Here is an 18,332-nt window from a genome sequence, read left to right on the forward strand (position 1 = left end):
CCGAAACCCCCCGCTTCGAAGTGATAGCCCGGCGAACCTAGCAGCGAACACGTTTATGAACTTATTAAGGAAGTTAAGCAATCGCAAAGAAAGAGCCAAGCCGTGTTACGTACGAGACAGTTGATCCGATGTCAATGGTGCGAAATCTGGACATGAGTCCCAAGTCGATGCGGCGGCATCTTTGCCAATTATCTCTTGTTACGCGTGCCGTTAAATCGCTACCGTCCCGGAGCGAGAACGCCATCTCCGACATGCCCATGGGGGGCCCGCATGCGGGACCATCGCTCTTCGCTCCACAGACGCCGCACGGCAACTTTGCTGTGCGCCGCACTCATTGCGACAGCGTCACCGGGAGTAATTCTGGCGGCTGCACCGACAGCCTTCGCCGACAATCCCGGAAGTGACAATTCCGTATTGCGACAGGCTCCTGTTCTCCCTGATCCGGCTCCTGACCGACCCCTGGGAAGAATGCTCCAGAACGAGAGCTCCGGACTGACCGACTCCCAGGAACGGGCACTCGACGTCGCGCAGCGTAAGGCCGTCGCCACTGGACGGACGGTGGCTGTCGACGCGCTCACCAGCGAGACCGACACGGTGAGTGTGAATCCGTCCGGAACTGTGACGTGGACAACGAGCGTCCAGGCCCAGCGCGTCAGGAAGAACAACCGCTGGGTGCCTGTGGACAGCACCCTGGGCAGGAACGACAACGGCACCTTCAGCCCGCTCGCCGCATCCGGTTCTCTCACCTTCTCCGGCGGTGGAACCACGCCCTTGGCGGTGATGAGGAACGGTCAGGCCGAGCTCGCCCTCTCCTGGCCGACGGCGCTGCCGACACCCGTGGCCGCGGGGTCGGCCATCACCTATCCCGAGGTTCTGCCCGGCGTCGACCTCAAGCTCGCTGCGGACATCCGCGGCGGCTTCACCGAGGTCCTGATCGTCAAGAACGCCACAGCTGCTGCCAACCCGCAGTTGGGCTCGCTCAAACTCGTCACCCGCACCAGAGGGGTGCGGGTGACCGATGACGGCCAGGACAACCTCAGGGCGGTCACGCCTGAGGGACTGCTTCTGTTCAGCGCTCCCCAACCGCAGATGTGGGACTCCTCCTCCGACACCCTCAAAGGCAGCGAGGGCACACAGGCCGCCCGCTCCGGGGCGGGGGAGCCCGCCATCTCCACCGCGCGGGGACCGGGCAAGGGTGCCCGAGTGGCACGTATCGGCGCCAAGGTGGGCGGCTCGTCCATCTCCCTCACGCCGGACCGGAAACTGCTGACCGGGGCTGCCACCCACTACCCGCTCTTCATTGATCCCTCCTGGAATCCGCATCCCGCGTCAGGCTCCCGGCAGCACTTCGTCGAGGTGCAGTCGGGTTGCCCGACCGCGAAGAACTACGACTCGACCAAGTACGGCAACCCGGGAGTGGGGAACAACACCTGGTCCGGCTGCGTCGGACTGGAGCGTTCGTACTTCCAGGTCGCGATCCCGTCGAGCGTCTGGCGCACCCATATCGTGTCCGCGACGACGAACGTCCTCGAGGCGTCCTCGTCGAGTTGCAGCGCCTCCGCCAACGTGGCACTCGTGTCGAGCAACGCGTTCAACGCCAACACCACCTGGAACAACAAGCCGGCGGGCATCAGCAACCTCGGTACCCACAGCTGGGGCCCCGCCTGCAGCAGCCAGCCCTCCTACGGCTACCCGGTCACCGCGACCATCGCCAAAGCCGCCGCCGCATCCCAGGGCAGCTGGACGTTCGCCCTGGTCGGAGACGAGTCCAGCGGCACATACTTCAAGCGCTTCTCCCCGAACCCCTCGCTGAGCATCACCTACAACCATGTCCCGAACGTCCCCGGCTCCCTGTCCGCCGACGTCGGATCCATGGCGCTGGGCTGCGCGACGTCCACTCCGTACCCGGTCGTCGGCAAGACCGTCGCGACCACCCCTCCGAAACTCACCTCGACCGTCAGTGACAACGACCGGGACGCCCTGGCGGCCACGTACACCTACTGGGTCAACGGCACCACGGCCAAGGCCACCGCGACATCCGCGACCGTGGCCAGCGGTCAGAAGGCCCCCGTCCAACTGCCCACGGCGTTCATCGCGGGCCTCAAGGACGGCTCGGTCGTCGACTGGCAGGTCACCGCCACCGACGGTAAGGACACCACCGGCAACGGATCCCTCTGCCACTTCACCGTCGACCAGCGCCAGCCCGACGTGCCGACCGTGAAATCGGTCAACAACCTCTATCCCGAGCACACTCCGGGCGCCGCCGCCGGCACCCCGGGCACTTTCACCGCCAGCGTGAACCCGGGCACGTCGAACAACACCGCAGCGAAGTTCGTCTACGGCCTCGACGCCCAGCCGCCGACGAGCAACCCGCCCGCCACCCAGACCGTGAACGCAGTCAACAACAGCGCCCCGATCCCGGTCACCCCGCCGGGGCCGGGCACTCACACCCTGTGGGTGTACGCGGTCGACGGGGCCGGCAACGCATCGGCCATGTACTCCTACGAGTTCATCGCCATGGGACACGCCCCGCGTACGTACCCGAGCCTCCAGGCCGCCTTCAACAACACGGCGGTCTCCTCCAACAGCACCCCAGGCGCGGCCAACGCCGACGCCGACGGCCAGAGCCTGTCCCTCCAGGACCTTCAGGCGGCCGACTGGCAGCCGGGCGGCAAGCTCACCGTGGACGGTGCCACGTTCACCCTTCCGGCCTTCGGATCGGGCGCGGCGGACAACGTCATGGCCGCCAACCAGACCATCGGCATGAACGGCGTCAGCGGCAACGCGCTGGTCTTCCTGGCCACCTCCACCCACGGCTACACCGCCTCGGACCTGAACCCCGCCGACCATTCGAGCCCCGTCATTCCGGACGGCAGCCCTGTCGTCGGTACCAACTGCCGGCTCGGCTACGGCATCCCGACCGACTGCGAGTCCCCGACCGGCTCGATCACCTACAGCGGCTCCACGGCGCCCGCACCGTACTATCTGTCCGCACCGGACTGGGCCACGGGCGCCCACAGCCTCGGAACGATCACGCTCCCCCACCTCAACTCGCCCGCCGGCCAGAAGAACATCCCCGCCAAGATCTACGCCTTCGCCGTCCCGCTCCGGCCAGGCGCGCAGATCGACTCGGTCACCCTCCCCGACATCAGCGGCTCCGCCGTACACAACGTCCCGGGGCTGCACATCTTCGGCATGGCGGTACGGGACACCACGCCGGCGCCGAACGGTGCTTCGTGGACGGGCGCGTGGAGTTCACCGACCGAATGGGCGGCCAGGTACGAAGGCACCGACTTCAGGGACCAGACCTTCCGGGTCGCGGCGACGCCCAGCGTCAGCGGAACCGGGCTGCGTATCCGCCTGTCGAACGCCCAGGGGGTCACGCCCCTGGTCATCGACCACACCACGCTCGCGGCCCAGTCCTCGGGCGCCATTCCGACCGCAGTCCCGGCCGATCTCACCTTCGACGGCGGCAGTCGCTCAATCACGATTCCCGTAGGCGGTGAAAAGTACAGTGACCCGGTGACGACCACGGTCACCGCGGGCGCGAACGTCATGGTCAGCTTCCATCTGGCCAACAGCGCGGCCTATCTGCCGCACCACAGCTGGGCCTCGGCAACGAGCATGTACGTGAGCGCCGTCGGATCGGGGGACCACACCGCGGACACGGCGGGTGGCGCCTTCTCGGGCTCTGGGTTCCTCTGGGGTGGGTTCACCGACGTCCTCACAGACATAGCCGTCACCACGGCCGGCAACCAGCCCACCGTGGCGGTCACCGGCGACGGTCTGATCGATCCCTTCACCGCCGGCAACAAGGCTGTCCCGAGCGGGCAACGTCTCTCCGACGATCTTGGGACGGCGCTGCGGAACGACCCGGCCGTACCCGACTACGGAGTTGTGGCCGCCGGTATGGAGAACAACCGTGTGGCGGTCGATCTGGCCTCCACGGGGGACATCGCCCTCCTGAGCCGCCTCGACCGTGACGTCCTGTCCGTACCCGGCATCAGGACCGTGGTGGTGAACGAGGGCCTCAAGGACCTTGTCCTCGGCACGGACGACACGACTCTCATCAACGGCTACACGACGCTGCGTGACCAGCTCGAGGCATGGGGCATCAAGGTCGTCTTCACCACCATCACGCCCTGCCACGGCTACGCGCCCTGCACCGACGCCGTCGATGCAAATCGCGTGGACGTCAACAGCTGGATCACGGAACAGACGGACATCACGGCTCCCTATGTCACCAACGTCGACAGCGAAGCGGCGGTAGCGGTCCCTGACGAGACGAGCACCCTTGACCCGCCCGCCCTGAAACTCAACGCGGGAGCAGCCCCGGACGACTTCGACACCGGCGACCATGTCAACCTGACGAACGACGCCTATCGGGCCATAACTTCGGCCTTCGACCTCACCGCCCTCAGCCCTGATCGGTCTCCCGTCGACTCCTGATCCACCACGCACGAGAGGGGCCCGGAGCGCGCCGCCTGCGCGCTCCGGGCCCCTCCTGCAGTATCTGAACTAGTGGCGGCCGGATCAGGCAGCCGTGCGCCGGTTGGTGAGGCGCGGCATCATGCGGAAACCGACGCCACCGGCGATCATCGTCGCGGCACCGACCAGCAGGAACGTGGTCTCGCCGGAACCGGTCTTGGCCAGCTCCTGGCTGGTGTCGCCCTGGGCCACCGGGATGGTGTTGTGGCTGTCGGTGCCGGTGTTGTTGCAGTCGACGCTGTCACCGGTGAGGGTGCAGGCGCCACCGGTGCCGCCGGTGGTGCTGGACGGGGCGCCCGTGGTGGGGCTCGTCGACGGCGTGTGCGTGGACGGCTTCGTCGTCGGCGTGGTGGTCGGCGGGGTCGTCGGGTCCTTGGTCGGAGTGGGCGAGCCCGTGTCCGTGGGCGTGGGAGAGCCCGTGTCCGTGGGCGTTCCCGTCGGCGTGGTCTCCGTCGGCGTCGGGTCGGTGTTCGTCGGCACCGGGTCGGTGTTCGTCGGCACCGGGTCCGTGTTCGTCGGCACCGGGTCGTCAGCGTTCACGGTGACATCGACGGTAACGGCCTGAGCCACCCCCACGGCGGTCAAGGACGCGCCCGCAGCGATGACTGCGGCGGCGGCTATGCGAGCCACGCGCAGCCGAGTGTTCTTCTTGCTCATCTGGTAACTACCCCCAGTAGCGGATCTTCGTATGTGGAGCAGCTATGACAGGACGGCAACTCACGTCCCGGTCATACGCATGCCGCGCAACACCTTTCCCATAATTCCCGGCAGCGTCAAGGTCATTCCAACCGGAATGCCGGAATTAGCGTCATATGGCGGTCAGTTGTGTAGGTGGCTGTGACATAAAAATGGCAACTGCCATCCAATGGATGGCAGTTGCCGACAGAAGCGGACGCGTCAGGGGCTAGTCCTGGGAGGCCTTCTGCTGGCCCTTGCGCCAGCGGATGCCCGCTTCGATGAAGCCGTCGATGTCACCGTCGAGGGCGCCCTGCGGGTTGCCGACCTCGTAGTCGGTGCGCAGGTCCTTGACCATCTGGTACGGGTGCAGGACGTACGAACGCATCTGGCTGCCCCAGGAGTTCCCGCCGTCGCTCTTGCCGAGGGAGTCCATCAGGGCCTGCTCCTCCTGGCGGCGGCGCTCGAGGAGCTTGGCCTGGAGGACGTTCATGGCGCTGGCCTTGTTCTGGATCTGGGAGCGCTCGTTCTGGCAGGAGACCACGATGCCGGTGGGGATGTGGGTCAACCGCACCGCGGAGTCGGTGGTGTTGACGCCCTGGCCGCCGGGGCCCGAGGCGCGGTAGACGTCGACGCGCAGCTCGGACTCGTCGATCTCGAGGTGGTCGGTCTTCTCGACGACGGGGAGCACCTCGACGCCGGCGAAGGAGGTCTGGCGGCGGCCCTGGTTGTCGAAGGGCGAGATGCGCACCAGGCGGTGGGTGCCCTGCTCGACGGAGAGGGTGCCGTACGCGTACGGGGCCTTCACCGCGAAGGTGGTCGACTTGATGCCGGCCTCTTCCGCGTAGGAGGTCTCGTAGACCTCCGTCTGGTAGCCGTGCCGCTCGGCCCAGCGCAGGTACATGCGCTGGAGCTGCTCGGCGAAGTCGGCGGCGTCCACGCCACCGGCCTCGGCACGGATGTTGACCAGGGCCTCGCGGGCGTCGTACTCACCGGAGAGGAGGGTGCGGATCTCCAGCTCGTCGAGCGCCTTGCGGACCGAGACCAGCTCTTCCTCGGCCTCGGCGAGGGCATCGGCGTCGCTCTCGTCCTCGGCGAGCTCGAACATCAACGACAGGTCGTCGATCCGGCTGCGGAGCTGCTCGGCCTTGCGCAGCTCGGCCTGGAGGTGCGAGAGCTTGCTCGTGATCTTCTGCGCCGCCTCCGGGTCGTCCCAGAGGGACGGCGCCGCGGCCTGCTCCTCGAGAACGACGACATCGGCCCGCATCGCGTCGAGGTCAAGGACGGCCTCGATCGACCCCATGGTCGAGGAGAGGGACTTCAGCTCTTCGGATACATCGACGACTGCCACGGGTCCAGACTACCGGCTGGTCGAACGGGACGTTCTCGCCCGGGGGCGGTCCTGTGACGGGAGACACTTTCGGGCCCCGGGCCGGACCCGGCCCGAGGCGTCGGCCGGACCCACCTGGAGGCCGCACTCGCACCCACCTGGAGGCCGCACTCGCACCCGCCCGGACGCCGGTCCCGCACCCGCCCGGACGCCGCGCGTCAGACCTGCGCGGTGGCCCGGGTGAGGGATCCGGCCGGGGTGCGGACGTACAGCTCGAGGACGCGGCCGGACGACGTGACGGCGGCCGGGGTGGTCGCCGCGGTGGCGCCGGGCAGGGCGGCGACGGACCACTCCGCGCCGCCCGCGACCGGGCCCGCGGCCTGCGAGAGGCCGCCGGACGGGGCGGGGGCGAAGGCGTAGACCCGGTCGCCGGAGGCCAGCGGCTCGGGGCGGCCGGCCGCGTCCATGCCCCGCAGGAGGACCGTCGGCCGCCAGGCGCCCGCCGAGTACGGCAGGCGCAGCACGGCGCCGTCGGCCTTGCGGACGACGAACGCGTCCAGGGTGCCCTTCGAACGGGAGACGAGCCCGGGGGCGGCGGTGATGCGGCCCGGGGTGGGGACCACCGACCAGGCGTTCCAGCGGGTGCCGACGAGGGAGGCGGTGACCAGGTCGCCGCCGGACCGGCCGACGAGGTCGATCCGGCCGGGCTCGGAGGACGCGGCGGCCGGGGCGGCGTCGAACCGGGTGCGCTCGTCGACCTGGTACCACTGGTTCCAGGTTCCGTTGATCATGGTCCGCCGGTAGAGCAGGCCGTCGGTGCCGAGAGCGAACAGGTCCAGGCGGCCCGGCGAGGCCGAGACGACCGCCGGGTCGTCGGCGACTCCTATTCCCGTCAGGTGCTGCCAGGCGCTGTAGGCGCCCGAGGCGCCGACGCCCCGGGTGACGTACCAGACGTCGTTGTCCTCGCCGCGGGCGAAGACGTACGTGGTCCCGGCGACGGTGATGGCGCGCGGGCCGCCGACCAGCTTCACGCGGGGCGCGGGGACCGCGCTGAACGCGGACCAGCGCGGCAGCTCGACCGGGGTTCCGATGGAGCCCTGCGGGGAGGCGGCTCCGGCGGTGGGCGCGGTCGGGTGCGTGGTGGGCGGGGCGGTGGTGGGGTGGTCGTTGTCCGCAGGGGCCTTCGGCCCGGAGTCGCCGCCCAGCGAGGCGATGCCCCAGCCGCCCAGCCCCGCGACGACCAGTGCGGCGGCCGCCGCCGCGCCGACGCGCACCCGGCGGCGGCGCACGACGTCGGAGACGGCGCGGTGCCGCGGGCTCGCCGGGCGGCCGGCGGACGACCCGCTGCCACCGGATCCGCCGGGACCACCGCCGGAGCGGGCGCCGCGGCCGTACGCGGCCAGCTCCTCGGCGGTGGGCAGCTTCATGCTCGTGTGGGTGTCGCGGCTGGAGTCGGGGGCCGCGCCGCGCACCAGCGGCACGGCGCCGCGGTGGCTCGGCGGCTCGAACAGCCCGATGTCCGGCTCGTACGGGGTGTCGTCGTCGGAGTCGGCCGGGTGCTCGTCCGGCGCGTCCACGTCGAGCGGCGGCAGCCCGGCCAGCCGCGGCAGCTGATCCCGGAGGCGTTCACCCAGCTCACCGGCGGTGAGCCGGGACGCGGGGGCCTTGGCGAGGCACTGCGAGAGCAGTTGCCACAGCTCGTCGGGAACGTCCGGGAGCGGTGCGACGGCCTCGGTCACATGGCGGCGCAGTACGGCGCCGGGGTGGCCGCCGCCGAACGGCGTGAAACCGGCCAGCAGCTCGTAGAGCACGGTCGCCAGGGCGTAAATGTCGACACTGGCCCGCGGCGGGAGGCCCTCGATGATCTCGGGGGCGAGGTAGTCCGGGGTGCCGATGATGCGGGTGGCCCGGGTACGGCGCGGGGAGTCGACGAGGCGGGCGATGCCGAAGTCGGTCAGGAGCGCGGGGGGCGCGCCGCCGGGTCCGGTGGGGGCGGCGGAGTCGAGCAGCACGTTCTCGGGCTTGACGTCGCGGTGGACGACGCCGGCGGCGTGCGCGGCGGCGAGGCCGTCCGCGACATCGGCGGCGATGGCGACGGCGGCCTCGGGGGCGAGCCGGCGCTCGCGCTCCAGGCGGGACCGCAGGTCGGTGCCCCGCACCAGGTCCATGACCAGCGCGAGGTCGGTGCCGTCCACGACGAGGTCACGGATCCCGACGATCTGCGGATGGTCCAGCGAGAGGAGCGCGGTGCGCTCCTGCACGAAGCGGCCCACGAGGTCCTGGTCGGAGGCGAGATCCTCGCGCAGCAGTTTGATGGCGACCGGACCCTCGGGGCCCTCACCCAGCCACACCGTGCCGGCGGATCCCCGCCCCAGCACCTGGTGGGCGGTGTACCGGCTGCCGATCTTCCTTGCCAAGGCCTGCTCCGACTCCTCCGACGGTCCGTCGCGCCGTATGCAGCGCTGTCGCGTTGGCGACAAAACTACGCGGCCCGGCGGCCGTTCGGGGGCCGGTGTGCGGTGACGTGTGGTTCTGCGGGGGAAATCACCCGCCAGGTGTCGACAAGTCGGCAGCATGGCGCGCGTGATGGGGGTCGACGGCGGGCATGACGAGGCGCGGCGGCACGCGTGATGAAGGTCGGCGTGAACGTCGGCGTGAAGGTCGGCGTGAAGGTCGGCGGTGAGCGTGGCCGGGGTCAGTTGCCCGACCCGGTCACCTCGTTGACCTTGTCCCAGGCGGTGCTGATCCAGCCTGTCGTGGTGTCCCAGAGGTTCTGGCCGCTGTCGACCCACTCCGGGAGCGGCGTGGTGTACCAGACCACTACAAAGATGACGATCAGCACGAGAATCGTCGTCAGACAGCCCTTGAGGCAGCCCAGACCCGGAATCTTCATCGGGTTGGCGCTGCGCGGCCGCGGCTCGCGCCGGGGCTCGGGCTCCGGCGGCCGCTGCGGCTCGTACCGCTGCGGCTGGGGCTGCTGGTAGCGCGGCTGGACCTGCTGCTGCGGCTGCTGCTGGTAGCGCGGCTGGGGCTGGGACGGCTGCTGCGGGGCGTACGGCTGCTGCCCCTGCTGCTGGTACTGGCCCTGGTTCTGGCCGTACTGGTCCTGCTGGTATTGGTTTTGTTGGCCCCGGCCCTGCGGCTGGCCGCCGGGCTGCCGTCGCGGCCTGCGCCGCAGCGGGTCCTGCTCCGGGTCGAGGTACTGCAGCTCCGTCTGCTCGCCGCGCTGGCGGGCGGCGCTGAGCTGGGACTGCCAGGGGTGCGGGCCCTGCTGCTGATCCGCGTGGCCCTGCGGCGGGCCGTCGGGCACCGGCGGCAGGACGCGGGTGCCGTCGGCGCCGGACGCGGTGGCGACCGGCAGCACGCCGGTCGCGCCGTTCGGGTCATAGCGGTGCGCGGGCAGCACCTGGGTCGGGTCGGCGCTGCCGGGGACGGTGGTCGGCGCGAGGTCGGGGCCGAGCAGCGCGGCGACGCCGAGCGCCGCCTCCGCCTCGGCGGGAGTCGCGTGCACGCCGATCCCGGCGGCGGCCACGCGCAGCGCGCGGGCCAGGTTCTCGGCGCTGGGCCGCTCCTCCGGGTTCTTCCGCAGACAGCGCTCGATGACCGTCCACAGCGGTTCCGGCACGTTGCCGGGGCGCACCGGCTCCTGGCTCAGGTGCGCGTGCAGCACCTCCAGCGCGTTGTCGCCGCGGAACGGCGCACGGCCGGTGACCAGCTCGTAGAGCAGGATGCCCGCGCCGTACAGGTCCACGGCGGACGTCTGCGGCTTGCCCTGCGCGGACTCCGGCGCGACGTAGGCCGGGGTGCCGACGAACTCGTGGGTGCGGGTGATCCCGGGCGAATCCGCCAGACGGGCGATGCCGAAGTCGGTGAGCATCGGGTGCATGCGCGGGCTGCCGTCTTCGCCGTAGGTCGTGGCGAGCAGCACGTTCGCGGGCTTGAGGTCGCGGTGCACCACGCCGTCGGCGTGGCTGGCGGCGAGCGCGTCGGCGACGGCGGCGGTCAGCAGGGCGGCGCCGACCGGCGAGAACGGGCCGTTGTCGCGCAGGTACTGGTGCAGGTCCGGGCCGTCGACGAGGTCCATCACCAGAGCGAGCAGATCGCCCTCGACCACCAGGTCCCTGACCCGCACGATGTGCGGGTGGCGCAGCCGTACGAGTACGGCGCGCTCGCGCAGGAAGCGCATCACGATGTCGGGGTCGCTCGCGAGCTCTTCCTTGAACACCTTGATCGCGACGACGCCGTCCTCGTCGCGCACCTGGGCGCGCCAGACGGTCCCCGTGGCCCCGCGTCCGAGTACCTCCTCGAGGAGGTACTTGCTGCCTACCGGCCGCACGTCATGCGCTCCCTGGTCTTGGTGGTGCTTCGTGGTACTTCGTGGTTCCCTGCTGAGCCGCGGCCTGTGGGCCGACCGTGCCAACTGTAGTGCGGACGGCCGCGGCGGCCCGCTGACAGCCGCATACACAGGCCGCATGTACAAAAAACGGAGCTCGGAGGTAGGACGCGGCAGGCCACCGCTTGGTTGCTCCGCGACCGGCCCCCATTGCGACAAGCAGCACCTTTCCGGTCAACAACTGATCATTCAAGATCGCTCCTGTCAGGACCGGGGGCGGGTTGTCAGTGGCAAGTGGGAGGATGCATCCCGTACGGGTGTGACGGGGCAACAGGCGCCCGCCCGCTCGTGCTTGTACGTGTCGACGCGCCCGTGCGCGGTGGGGAGGCTTCCTGCCAGGCATCCGGGCAGAAGGGACCGCGGACGAGATGCAGATCCGGCTGACCGTCCTCGGGCCGCGCAGCGGCCGAGCGGGGCGCACCTGCGACGTGCTGGTCACCGCGCCCGCGGGGACCGCGCTGAGCGCGGTTTCCGGAGCGCTCGCGTCCGGAGCCGGCTCCGGCCAGCCCGCGCGCTCCTCCGGCTCCTCGGTCGCGCTCTACTCGGGCGCCGAGCGGCTCGACCCGGGCGCGCTGCTCGGCATGCCACCGCTCGTGGACGGCGCCGTGCTGTCCCTGCACACCCCCGCCGAGCAGCACGCGGAGCCGCCGTCGGGCGCGTCCGCCCCGGCCCGGCTGTGCGTGATCGGCGGTCCGGACTCCGGCGGCGTCCATCTGCTGCAGGGCGGCCAGGTCAGGATCGGCCGCTCCGCCGAGGCCGATGTCCCGCTGGACGATCCGGACGTCTCCCGGCTGCACTGCGCCGTCACGGTCGCGGCCGACGGCCGGGTCACCGTCGCCGACCTCGGCTCGACCAACGGCACCACCGTCGACGACCGCCCCGTCGGGGAGCGGCCGGTCGCACTCTCCCCCGGCGCGCTGCTGCGGATCGGTGAATCCACGCTCCACCTGGAACCCGGCCCGCGGGACGCGGCCGTCCCGGCGGCGCCCGACAGCGAGGGCCATCTGCGGGTCACCCTCCTGCCGGGGAACGCATCCACGACCGGACGGACCGGCGAGGCGGCACGCGCAGGCGGTGGCCACGGCTCCGCCACGTACCCCGGCCCCCGCCCGGAGTCCGGGCCCCGACCGGAGTCCGCGCCCGCCGCCCACCGGAGTCCCGAGGCGGCCGCCCCGCCGCCGCGGCCGTCCGCGCCGCCCGCCCCCGTCCCGCCCGCCGCCGGGCCGTCGCGCCGGCTGGACACCCCGCGCAGCGGTTCGCACGGCTACGCCGACCACACCGAGGGGACGGACGACACCGCGACGTACGGCCGCGGAGAGCGGCTCCGGCCGGACGACACGGTGCAGGTGCGGGTGCCGAAGCCGCCGCAGCCCGGCGCCGGACGGGTCGCCGGGACCATAGGAGCCTGGGCACGGCGGCTGGCGGCCGGCCGGACCGGGAGCGGTGCGGCGGGCCAGGGCGCGGACGGCGCCCGGCTGGCCGCCGAGGCGGCCGCGCTGCGCGAGCGCTGGCCGGACCCGGCCACCGTGCTGCTGACCGCGCTGGGCCCCGGCCGCAGGCTGTGGGAGCGCGGGCCCGACCACCCGGACGCGCTGACGCTGCGGCTGGGCACGGCCGATCTGCCGTCGGAGGACGGCGCGGGCACCCTGCGCACCGTCCCCTTCACCGTCGACCTGCGCGATCCGCACACCTTCGCGCTCGGCCTCACCGGGCCCCGGCCGCGGCTGGCCGGGCTGGCCCGCGCGGTGCTGGCGCAGGCCTGCGCGCTGCACTCCCCCAGCACGCTGGAGCTCGTCCTGATCAGTGCGGACCGCTCGCGCGGCGCCGAGCAGCGGGCCGACGAGTGGTCCTGGCTCAACTGGCTGCCGCAGCTGCGTCCCGCGCACGGCCAGGACTGCCGGCTGCTGCTCGCCTTCGACCGCGACCAGGCCGCGGCGCGGGTCACGGAGCTGGCCCGCCGGCTGGAGGAGGGCCCGCTGGGCTCCAGCTGGGCCGGGGCCGCGCCGGAGGCCGTCGCCGAGGCCGCGGCCCACCGCGAGGGCCCGTACACCCTGGTCGTCGTGGACGGCGACCCCGATTCCGCGACGCTGCGCGACACCCTCGGGCGGATAGCGGCCGCCGGTCCCTCGGTCGGGATGCATGTGCTGTGCCTGGCCGAGTCGCCGGACCGGCTCGCGACGGAGTGCGGCGCCGTCGCCCAGCTGTCGGGCGATGTGGCGACCACCCTGCGGATGGATCCGTACGGGCCGACGCAGGTCGTCGTCGACGCGGTCTCGCCCGCGTGGGCGGAGCGTTTCGCGCGGGCCCTCGCGCCGCTGCGGGAGACGGACACCACGGCGCCGCGCGCCCGCAACGCGCTGCCGCGCACCGTGCGGCTGCTGGACGCGCTGGATCTGGCGCTGGCCACCCCCGCGAAGATCACCGCCCGCTGGGACGGCGCCCCGGACGACGCGGGCGCCGAGGAGACCGGACGGGACGGCGGGCAGCCGGCCCTCACCGGTTACGCCCGGGCCGGAGGCCGCGCCCTGGCGGTGCTGGGCTCGGGTTCCGGCGGCCGGGTCGTGGTGGACCTGGCGGCCGAGGGGCCGCATCTGATGGTGGGCGGCGCCGCCGGTTCGGGGAAGACCGAGCTGCTGCGCTCGATCGCCTCGGCCCTCGCCGCCGCCGAACGGCCGGACCGGCTGGCGCTGGTCCTGGTCGACGGCGCGGGCACCGAGCGCGGCGAAGGACTGCGCGCGGTCACGGACCTGCCGCATGTGTCGACGTATCTGGCGGCCTCCGACCCGACCCGCATGCGGGAGTTCGCCCAGGCGCTCGGCGCGGAACTCAAGCGCCGCGAGGAGCTGCTGGGCGGCCAGGGCTTCGGGGAGTGGCACGCGGACCGGATGGTGACCGTGCCCCGGCAGTCGACGGCGCGCGGCGACGGCGGGCGGGGCGACGGCCGCAAACCGTCCGAGCAGGGCGCGCTGCGCGTCCAGACCCGCAGCGACTCCGCGCTCCCCCGGCTGGTGGTCGTGGTCGACGACTTCGACGCGCTGGTGGCGCCGGGGCTCGGCAGCACCGGCCGCCCGGCGGCCGGTTCCGTCGTGCGGGCGCTGGAGGCGGTGGCCCGCGAGGGCGAGCGGCTCGGCGTGCACCTGATCGCGTCGACGGGGCGCCCGGAGCGCACCTCGGGGACCGAGGCGGACGAACGGTCACGGCTGCGGATCGCGCTGCGCACCGAGGACCCCGCGTCGGCCGCCCTGCTGGTCCATGTCGAGGACCCGGCGGGGCTGGACGAGGAGGTGCCCGGCCGCGGCTATCTGCGCCGTCCCGGCGGCGCGGTGGCGCCGTTCCAGGCGGGCCGGGTCAGCGGACGCATCCCCCGTACGGCGACGCTGCGGCCCACGGTCGTACCGCTGGAGTGGGAACGGATGGGCGACCCGCCGACCCGCCGGCCGCTGCGCGAGCTCGGCAACGGGCCGACGGACCTGGCGCTGCTCGCCAGCGCGCTGCAGCGGGCCGCGGAATCCGCGGGGGCGGCCCCGGCCCAGCCGCTGGTATGACAGCTGGGGCCCGGCCCGACCACTGGTGTGACGGATGCGCCCCGGCCCGGCCGCTGGTGTGACGGATGCGCGACCGCCGGCCCCGGCGGATCGCGCTGGGGCCCAATTCTCCGGTGATTAAACCCCTCTGACGCCGCATCACGTCAAGGTCACGATCAACCCCTATACCCCGCCCATGCCCTTGCGTCGCCGATCGGCGCGGGCGTAGGACAGACGGACCGGACCGAGGGGATGAGCAGATGCGTACATTCAGCACGCGCGCGCACAACCACCAGGCACGAACCGCGCTGGCCGTTGTGGCGGCCGCCGCACTGGCGCTCACCGCGGCCGGCTGCGGCAGTGACGACAAGAAGGACGCGGGGCCGTCCTCGGGCGCTCCTTCGGCCTCGTCGTCGGGGCTCCAGTTGCCGGATCTCAAGGGCCAGAAGCTCGAAGTGGCCGCCGTGTGGACCGGCGCCGAGCAGAAGAACTTCCGGGGTGTGCTGGACGAGTTCGAGAAGCGCACCGGGGCAAAGGTGACGTTCGTCCCGACCGGCGACAGCACCTCCACCTTCCTCGGGACGAAGATCCAGGGCGGGGCGCCGCCGGATGTGGCGTTCCTTCCCCAGGTCGGCGTGCTGCACCAGTTCGCGGACAAGGGCTGGCTCAAGCCGATCGGGCCCGAGGCCCAGGCGCAGCTGACCAAGAACTTCTCGAAGGGCTGGCAGGATCTCGGCGCCTATCAGGGCAAGCAGTACGGGGTCTACGCCAAAGCCGCCAACAAGTCGCTGATCTGGTACAACACCGCGGCCTTCCAGCAGGCGGGCGTCACCGAGCCGAAGACGTGGGACGACTTCCTGAAGGCCGCGGAGACCGTCTTCGAGTCGGGCACGCCCCCGGTATCGGTCGGCGGCGCGGACGGCTGGACCCTCACCGACTGGTTCGAGAACGTCTATCTGAGCCAGGCGGGGCCCGAGAAGTACGACCAGCTCGCGCAGCACAAGATCAAGTGGACCGACCCGTCCGTCAAGGACGCGCTGACCACGCTGGCCGGGCTGTTCGGCAAGAAGGACCTGATAGCGGGCGGCCAGAGCGGCGCGCTGCAGACCGACTTCCCGAAGTCGATCAGTCAGACGTTCACCGGCACCCCGCCCGGTGCCGCGATGGTCTACGAGGGCGACTTCTCCGCCGCGGTGATCTCCTCCAGCACCAAGGCGAAGGTCGGCACCGACGCCAAGGTGTTCCCCTTCCCGGCCGTCGGCAGCGGCAAGCCGCCCGTGGTCAGCGGCGGCGACGTCGCCGTGGTGCTGAAGGACGGCAAGGGCGCCCAGGCGCTGATGACCTTCCTCGGCTCGACCGACGCGGCGCAGGTGTGGGCGAAGCCCGGCGGCTATGTGTCGCCCAACAAGTCGCTGGACCTGTCGGCCTACCCCGACGAGGTCTCGCGCTCGATCGCCAAGGCGCTGATCTCGGCGGGCGACGACTTCCGCTTCGACATGTCCGACCAGGCACCCGCCGCCTTCGGCGGGACCAAGGGCGAGGGCGAATGGAAGGACCTGCAGGACTTCCTGGTGAAGCCGACCGACGTGGCGGGCGCCCAGGCGAAACTCGAAGCGGACGCCGCCAAGGCGTACAAGAACTGAGGCACCGGTGGCCTCGACAGTGACCACGGGAGGCGGGCCGGCCGCGGCCGGCCCGCCTCCCGTGAAGCGCAAGTCCCTGATGGGCACCCGCCCCTGGGTGGCACTGGTCTTCCTGCTGCCCGCGCTGGTGCTGCTCGGCTCGCTGGTGCTGTACCCGATCGGGTACACGATCCAGCGCAGCCTCTTCGACGCGGACAACTCGGCGTTCGTCGGCCTGAAGAACTTCGGCGAGGTCTTCACCGACCACAGCAATCTGACGGCCGTCAAGAACAACGCGATCTGGGTGGTCATCGCCCCGGTGGTGGCCACCGCGCTGGGCCTGATCTTCGCGGTGCTGACCGAACGGGTCTCCTGGGGCACGGCCTTCAAGCTCGTCGTCTTCATGCCGATGGCGATCTCGATGCTGGCGGCCGGCATCATCTTCCGGCTGGTCTACGAGAACGACCCGGACCGCGGCGTCGCCAACGCGGTCGTGGTCGGCATCCATGACACCTTCGCCGAGGCGTCCGCCTATCCGGGCGCCAGACCCCGTCCCAACGCCGATCTCGCGCCGTCGGCGGGCGGCTCGTTCACCACCAAGGCACCGGCGCAGCCGGGCACGGCGGCGGCGCTGCCGCTGATCGGCATCCCGCAGAACAAGATTCCGGGCGACGCACAGGACGCCAAGGCCGCCGCGCCCGCGGCGGACGGCGGTGTCTCGGGCACGGTGTGGCTGGACTTCAAGCCCGGTGGCGGCGGCACGACCGGCGCGATCGACCCGGGCGAGAAGGCACTGCCCGGCGTGAAGGTCGAGGCGGTGAAGGACGGGAAGGTCGTCGCGTCGGCGAAGTCCGGTGACGACGGCACGTTCTCGCTGCCGGCCTCGGCGGCCGGCGCCCAGCTGCGGCTGCCCTCGTCCAACTTCGCCACCCAGTACAACGGGGTGGACTGGCTCGGACCGAGCCTGGTCACGCCGTCGATCATCGTCTCGTACATCTGGATGTGGGCGGGCTTCGCGATGGTGCTGATCGCGGCCGGCCTGGCGGGCGTGCCGCGTGAACTGCTGGAGCAGGCACGGGTGGACGGCGCGAACGAGTGGCAGGTGTTCCGGAAGATCACCGTGCCGCTGCTGGCACCGGTGCTGGTGGTGGTCCTCATCACGCTGATGATCAACGTGCTGAAGATCTTCGACCTCGTCTACATCATCGCCCCGGGCGCCTCCCAGAGCGACGCCAACGTGCTCGCCCTGCAGCTGTATCTGAAGTCCTTCGGCGGCGGCAACGACCAGGGCGTCGGCAGTGCGATCGGCGTGCTTCTGCTGCTGCTCGTCCTGCCCGTGATGATCTTCAATATCCGGCGGCTGCGCAGAGAGGCACGACGATGAGCGCGATCGCGGCGAAACTCGCCTCCTGGGTCAGCGGAGGCGCGGTACGCGTCTTCCTCATCGTGGTCGCGCTCTTCTGGCTGCTGCCGACCATCGGTCTGCTGCTGTCCTCCCTGCGCGACCCCACGGACATCGCGGCGTCCGGCTGGTGGAAGGTCCTCAGCTCCCCGTCCCAGCTCACCGTCTCCAACTACAAGTCGCTGCTCAGCAACGACACCGTCGTCAACTCGCTGGTCAACACCATCCTGATCACCGTCCCCACCACGCTGCTCGTCGTCGTCATCGGCTCGCTGGCCGGCTACGCGTTCGCGTGGATGGACTTCCGGGGCCGCGACTGGTGGTTCCTGGCCGTGGTGGGCCTGCTGGTGGTCCCCATCCAGGTGGCGCTGATCCCGGTCGCCCAGCTCTTCGGGAAGATCGGCATCTTCGGCGACATCACCGGCGTCGTGCTCTTCCACACCGCCTTCGGCCTGCCGTTCGCGATCTTCCTGCTGCGGAACTTCTTCGCCGAGATCCCGCGCGAACTGCTGGAGGCGGCGCGGCTGGACGGAGCCGGTGAGCTGCGGCTCTTCACCACCGTGATCATGCCGCTGGGCGGCCCCGCCATCGCCTCGCTGGGCATCTTCCAGTTCCTGTGGGTGTGGAACGACATGCTGGTGGCGCTGATCTTCGCCGACAGCGACTCGCAGCCGATCACCGTCGCCCTACAGCAGCAGGTCAGGCAGTTCGGCAGCAACATCGACATCCTCGCGCCGGGCGCGTTCGTGTCCATGGTCATCCCGCTCGTGGTGTTCTTCGCCTTCCAGCGGCAGTTCGTCTCGGGGGTGATGGCCGGCGCCGTGAAGTAGCCCGCGCCCACCGGCGGGAAGCTCACCCCTGGACGCCGTAACCAGATCACTCTCCGCGACGTTGCGCC

General features: G+C 71.3%; 8 protein-coding genes and 1 pseudogene. 5 read left to right on the forward strand and 4 right to left on the reverse strand.

Going from position 1 to position 18,332, the window contains the following annotated elements; all coding sequences use genetic code 11:
* Positions 1 to 468: 468 nt before the first annotated feature.
* On the forward strand, positions 469 to 4,449 hold the full coding sequence (locus tag LNW72_RS16480) for a hypothetical protein (protein ID WP_250976110.1): 3,981 nt from the start codon (positions 469 to 471) through the stop codon (positions 4,447 to 4,449).
* A gap of 84 nt (positions 4,450 to 4,533) precedes the next feature.
* Here the strand turns inward: LNW72_RS16480 and LNW72_RS16485 are convergent, their stop codons facing one another.
* The 4 genes and pseudogenes from LNW72_RS16485 to LNW72_RS16500 form a co-directional block, all read right to left on the reverse strand.
* Positions 4,534 to 5,145 (reverse strand): LPXTG cell wall anchor domain-containing protein, encoded by a 612-nt coding sequence (locus LNW72_RS16485; protein ID WP_250976111.1) that lies wholly within the window; start codon positions 5,143 to 5,145, stop codon positions 4,534 to 4,536.
* Positions 5,146 to 5,392: 247 nt separating this feature from the next.
* Positions 5,393 to 6,514, reverse strand: coding sequence for a peptide chain release factor 2 (gene prfB, locus LNW72_RS16490; RefSeq protein WP_250976112.1), 1,122 nt, complete (start codon positions 6,512 to 6,514; stop codon positions 5,393 to 5,395).
* 1,121 nt (positions 6,515 to 7,635) lie between these two features.
* Positions 7,636 to 8,910 (reverse strand): annotated as a pseudogene (locus tag LNW72_RS41665) (serine/threonine-protein kinase); the annotation flags it as partial.
* A 278-nt stretch (positions 8,911 to 9,188) separates the two neighbouring features.
* A complete protein-coding gene (locus LNW72_RS16500; RefSeq protein WP_250976114.1) occupies positions 9,189 to 10,829 on the reverse strand; it encodes a serine/threonine-protein kinase in 1,641 nt (546 codons plus the stop codon).
* A 425-nt stretch (positions 10,830 to 11,254) separates the two neighbouring features.
* Here LNW72_RS16500 and LNW72_RS16505 point away from each other — a divergent pair, with 425 nt between their 5' ends.
* The 4 genes from LNW72_RS16505 (at position 11,255) to LNW72_RS16520 (ending at position 18,264) form a co-directional block, all read left to right on the forward strand.
* Positions 11,255 to 14,431, forward strand: coding sequence for an FtsK/SpoIIIE domain-containing protein (locus LNW72_RS16505; protein WP_250976115.1), 3,177 nt, complete (start codon positions 11,255 to 11,257; stop codon positions 14,429 to 14,431).
* Between the two features lie 239 nt (positions 14,432 to 14,670).
* Positions 14,671 to 16,053, forward strand: a complete 1,383-nt coding sequence (locus tag LNW72_RS16510; protein WP_250976116.1) for an extracellular solute-binding protein — start codon at positions 14,671 to 14,673, stop codon at positions 16,051 to 16,053.
* Between the two features lie 79 nt (positions 16,054 to 16,132).
* Entirely contained in the window at positions 16,133 to 17,416 is a 1,284-nt protein-coding gene (locus LNW72_RS16515; RefSeq protein ID WP_250980182.1) for a carbohydrate ABC transporter permease, read from the forward strand.
* Positions 17,413 to 18,264: a carbohydrate ABC transporter permease gene (locus LNW72_RS16520; RefSeq protein WP_250976117.1), complete on the forward strand. Its 852-nt coding sequence runs from the start codon at positions 17,413 to 17,415 to the stop codon at positions 18,262 to 18,264. The genes LNW72_RS16515 and LNW72_RS16520 overlap by 4 nt, the downstream gene beginning before the upstream one ends.
* Positions 18,265 to 18,332: the final 68 nt, after the last annotated feature.

It is taken from the genome of Streptomyces sp. RKAG293 (genome assembly GCF_023701745.1).
Classification (GTDB): Bacteria; Actinomycetota; Actinomycetes; order Streptomycetales; family Streptomycetaceae; genus Actinacidiphila.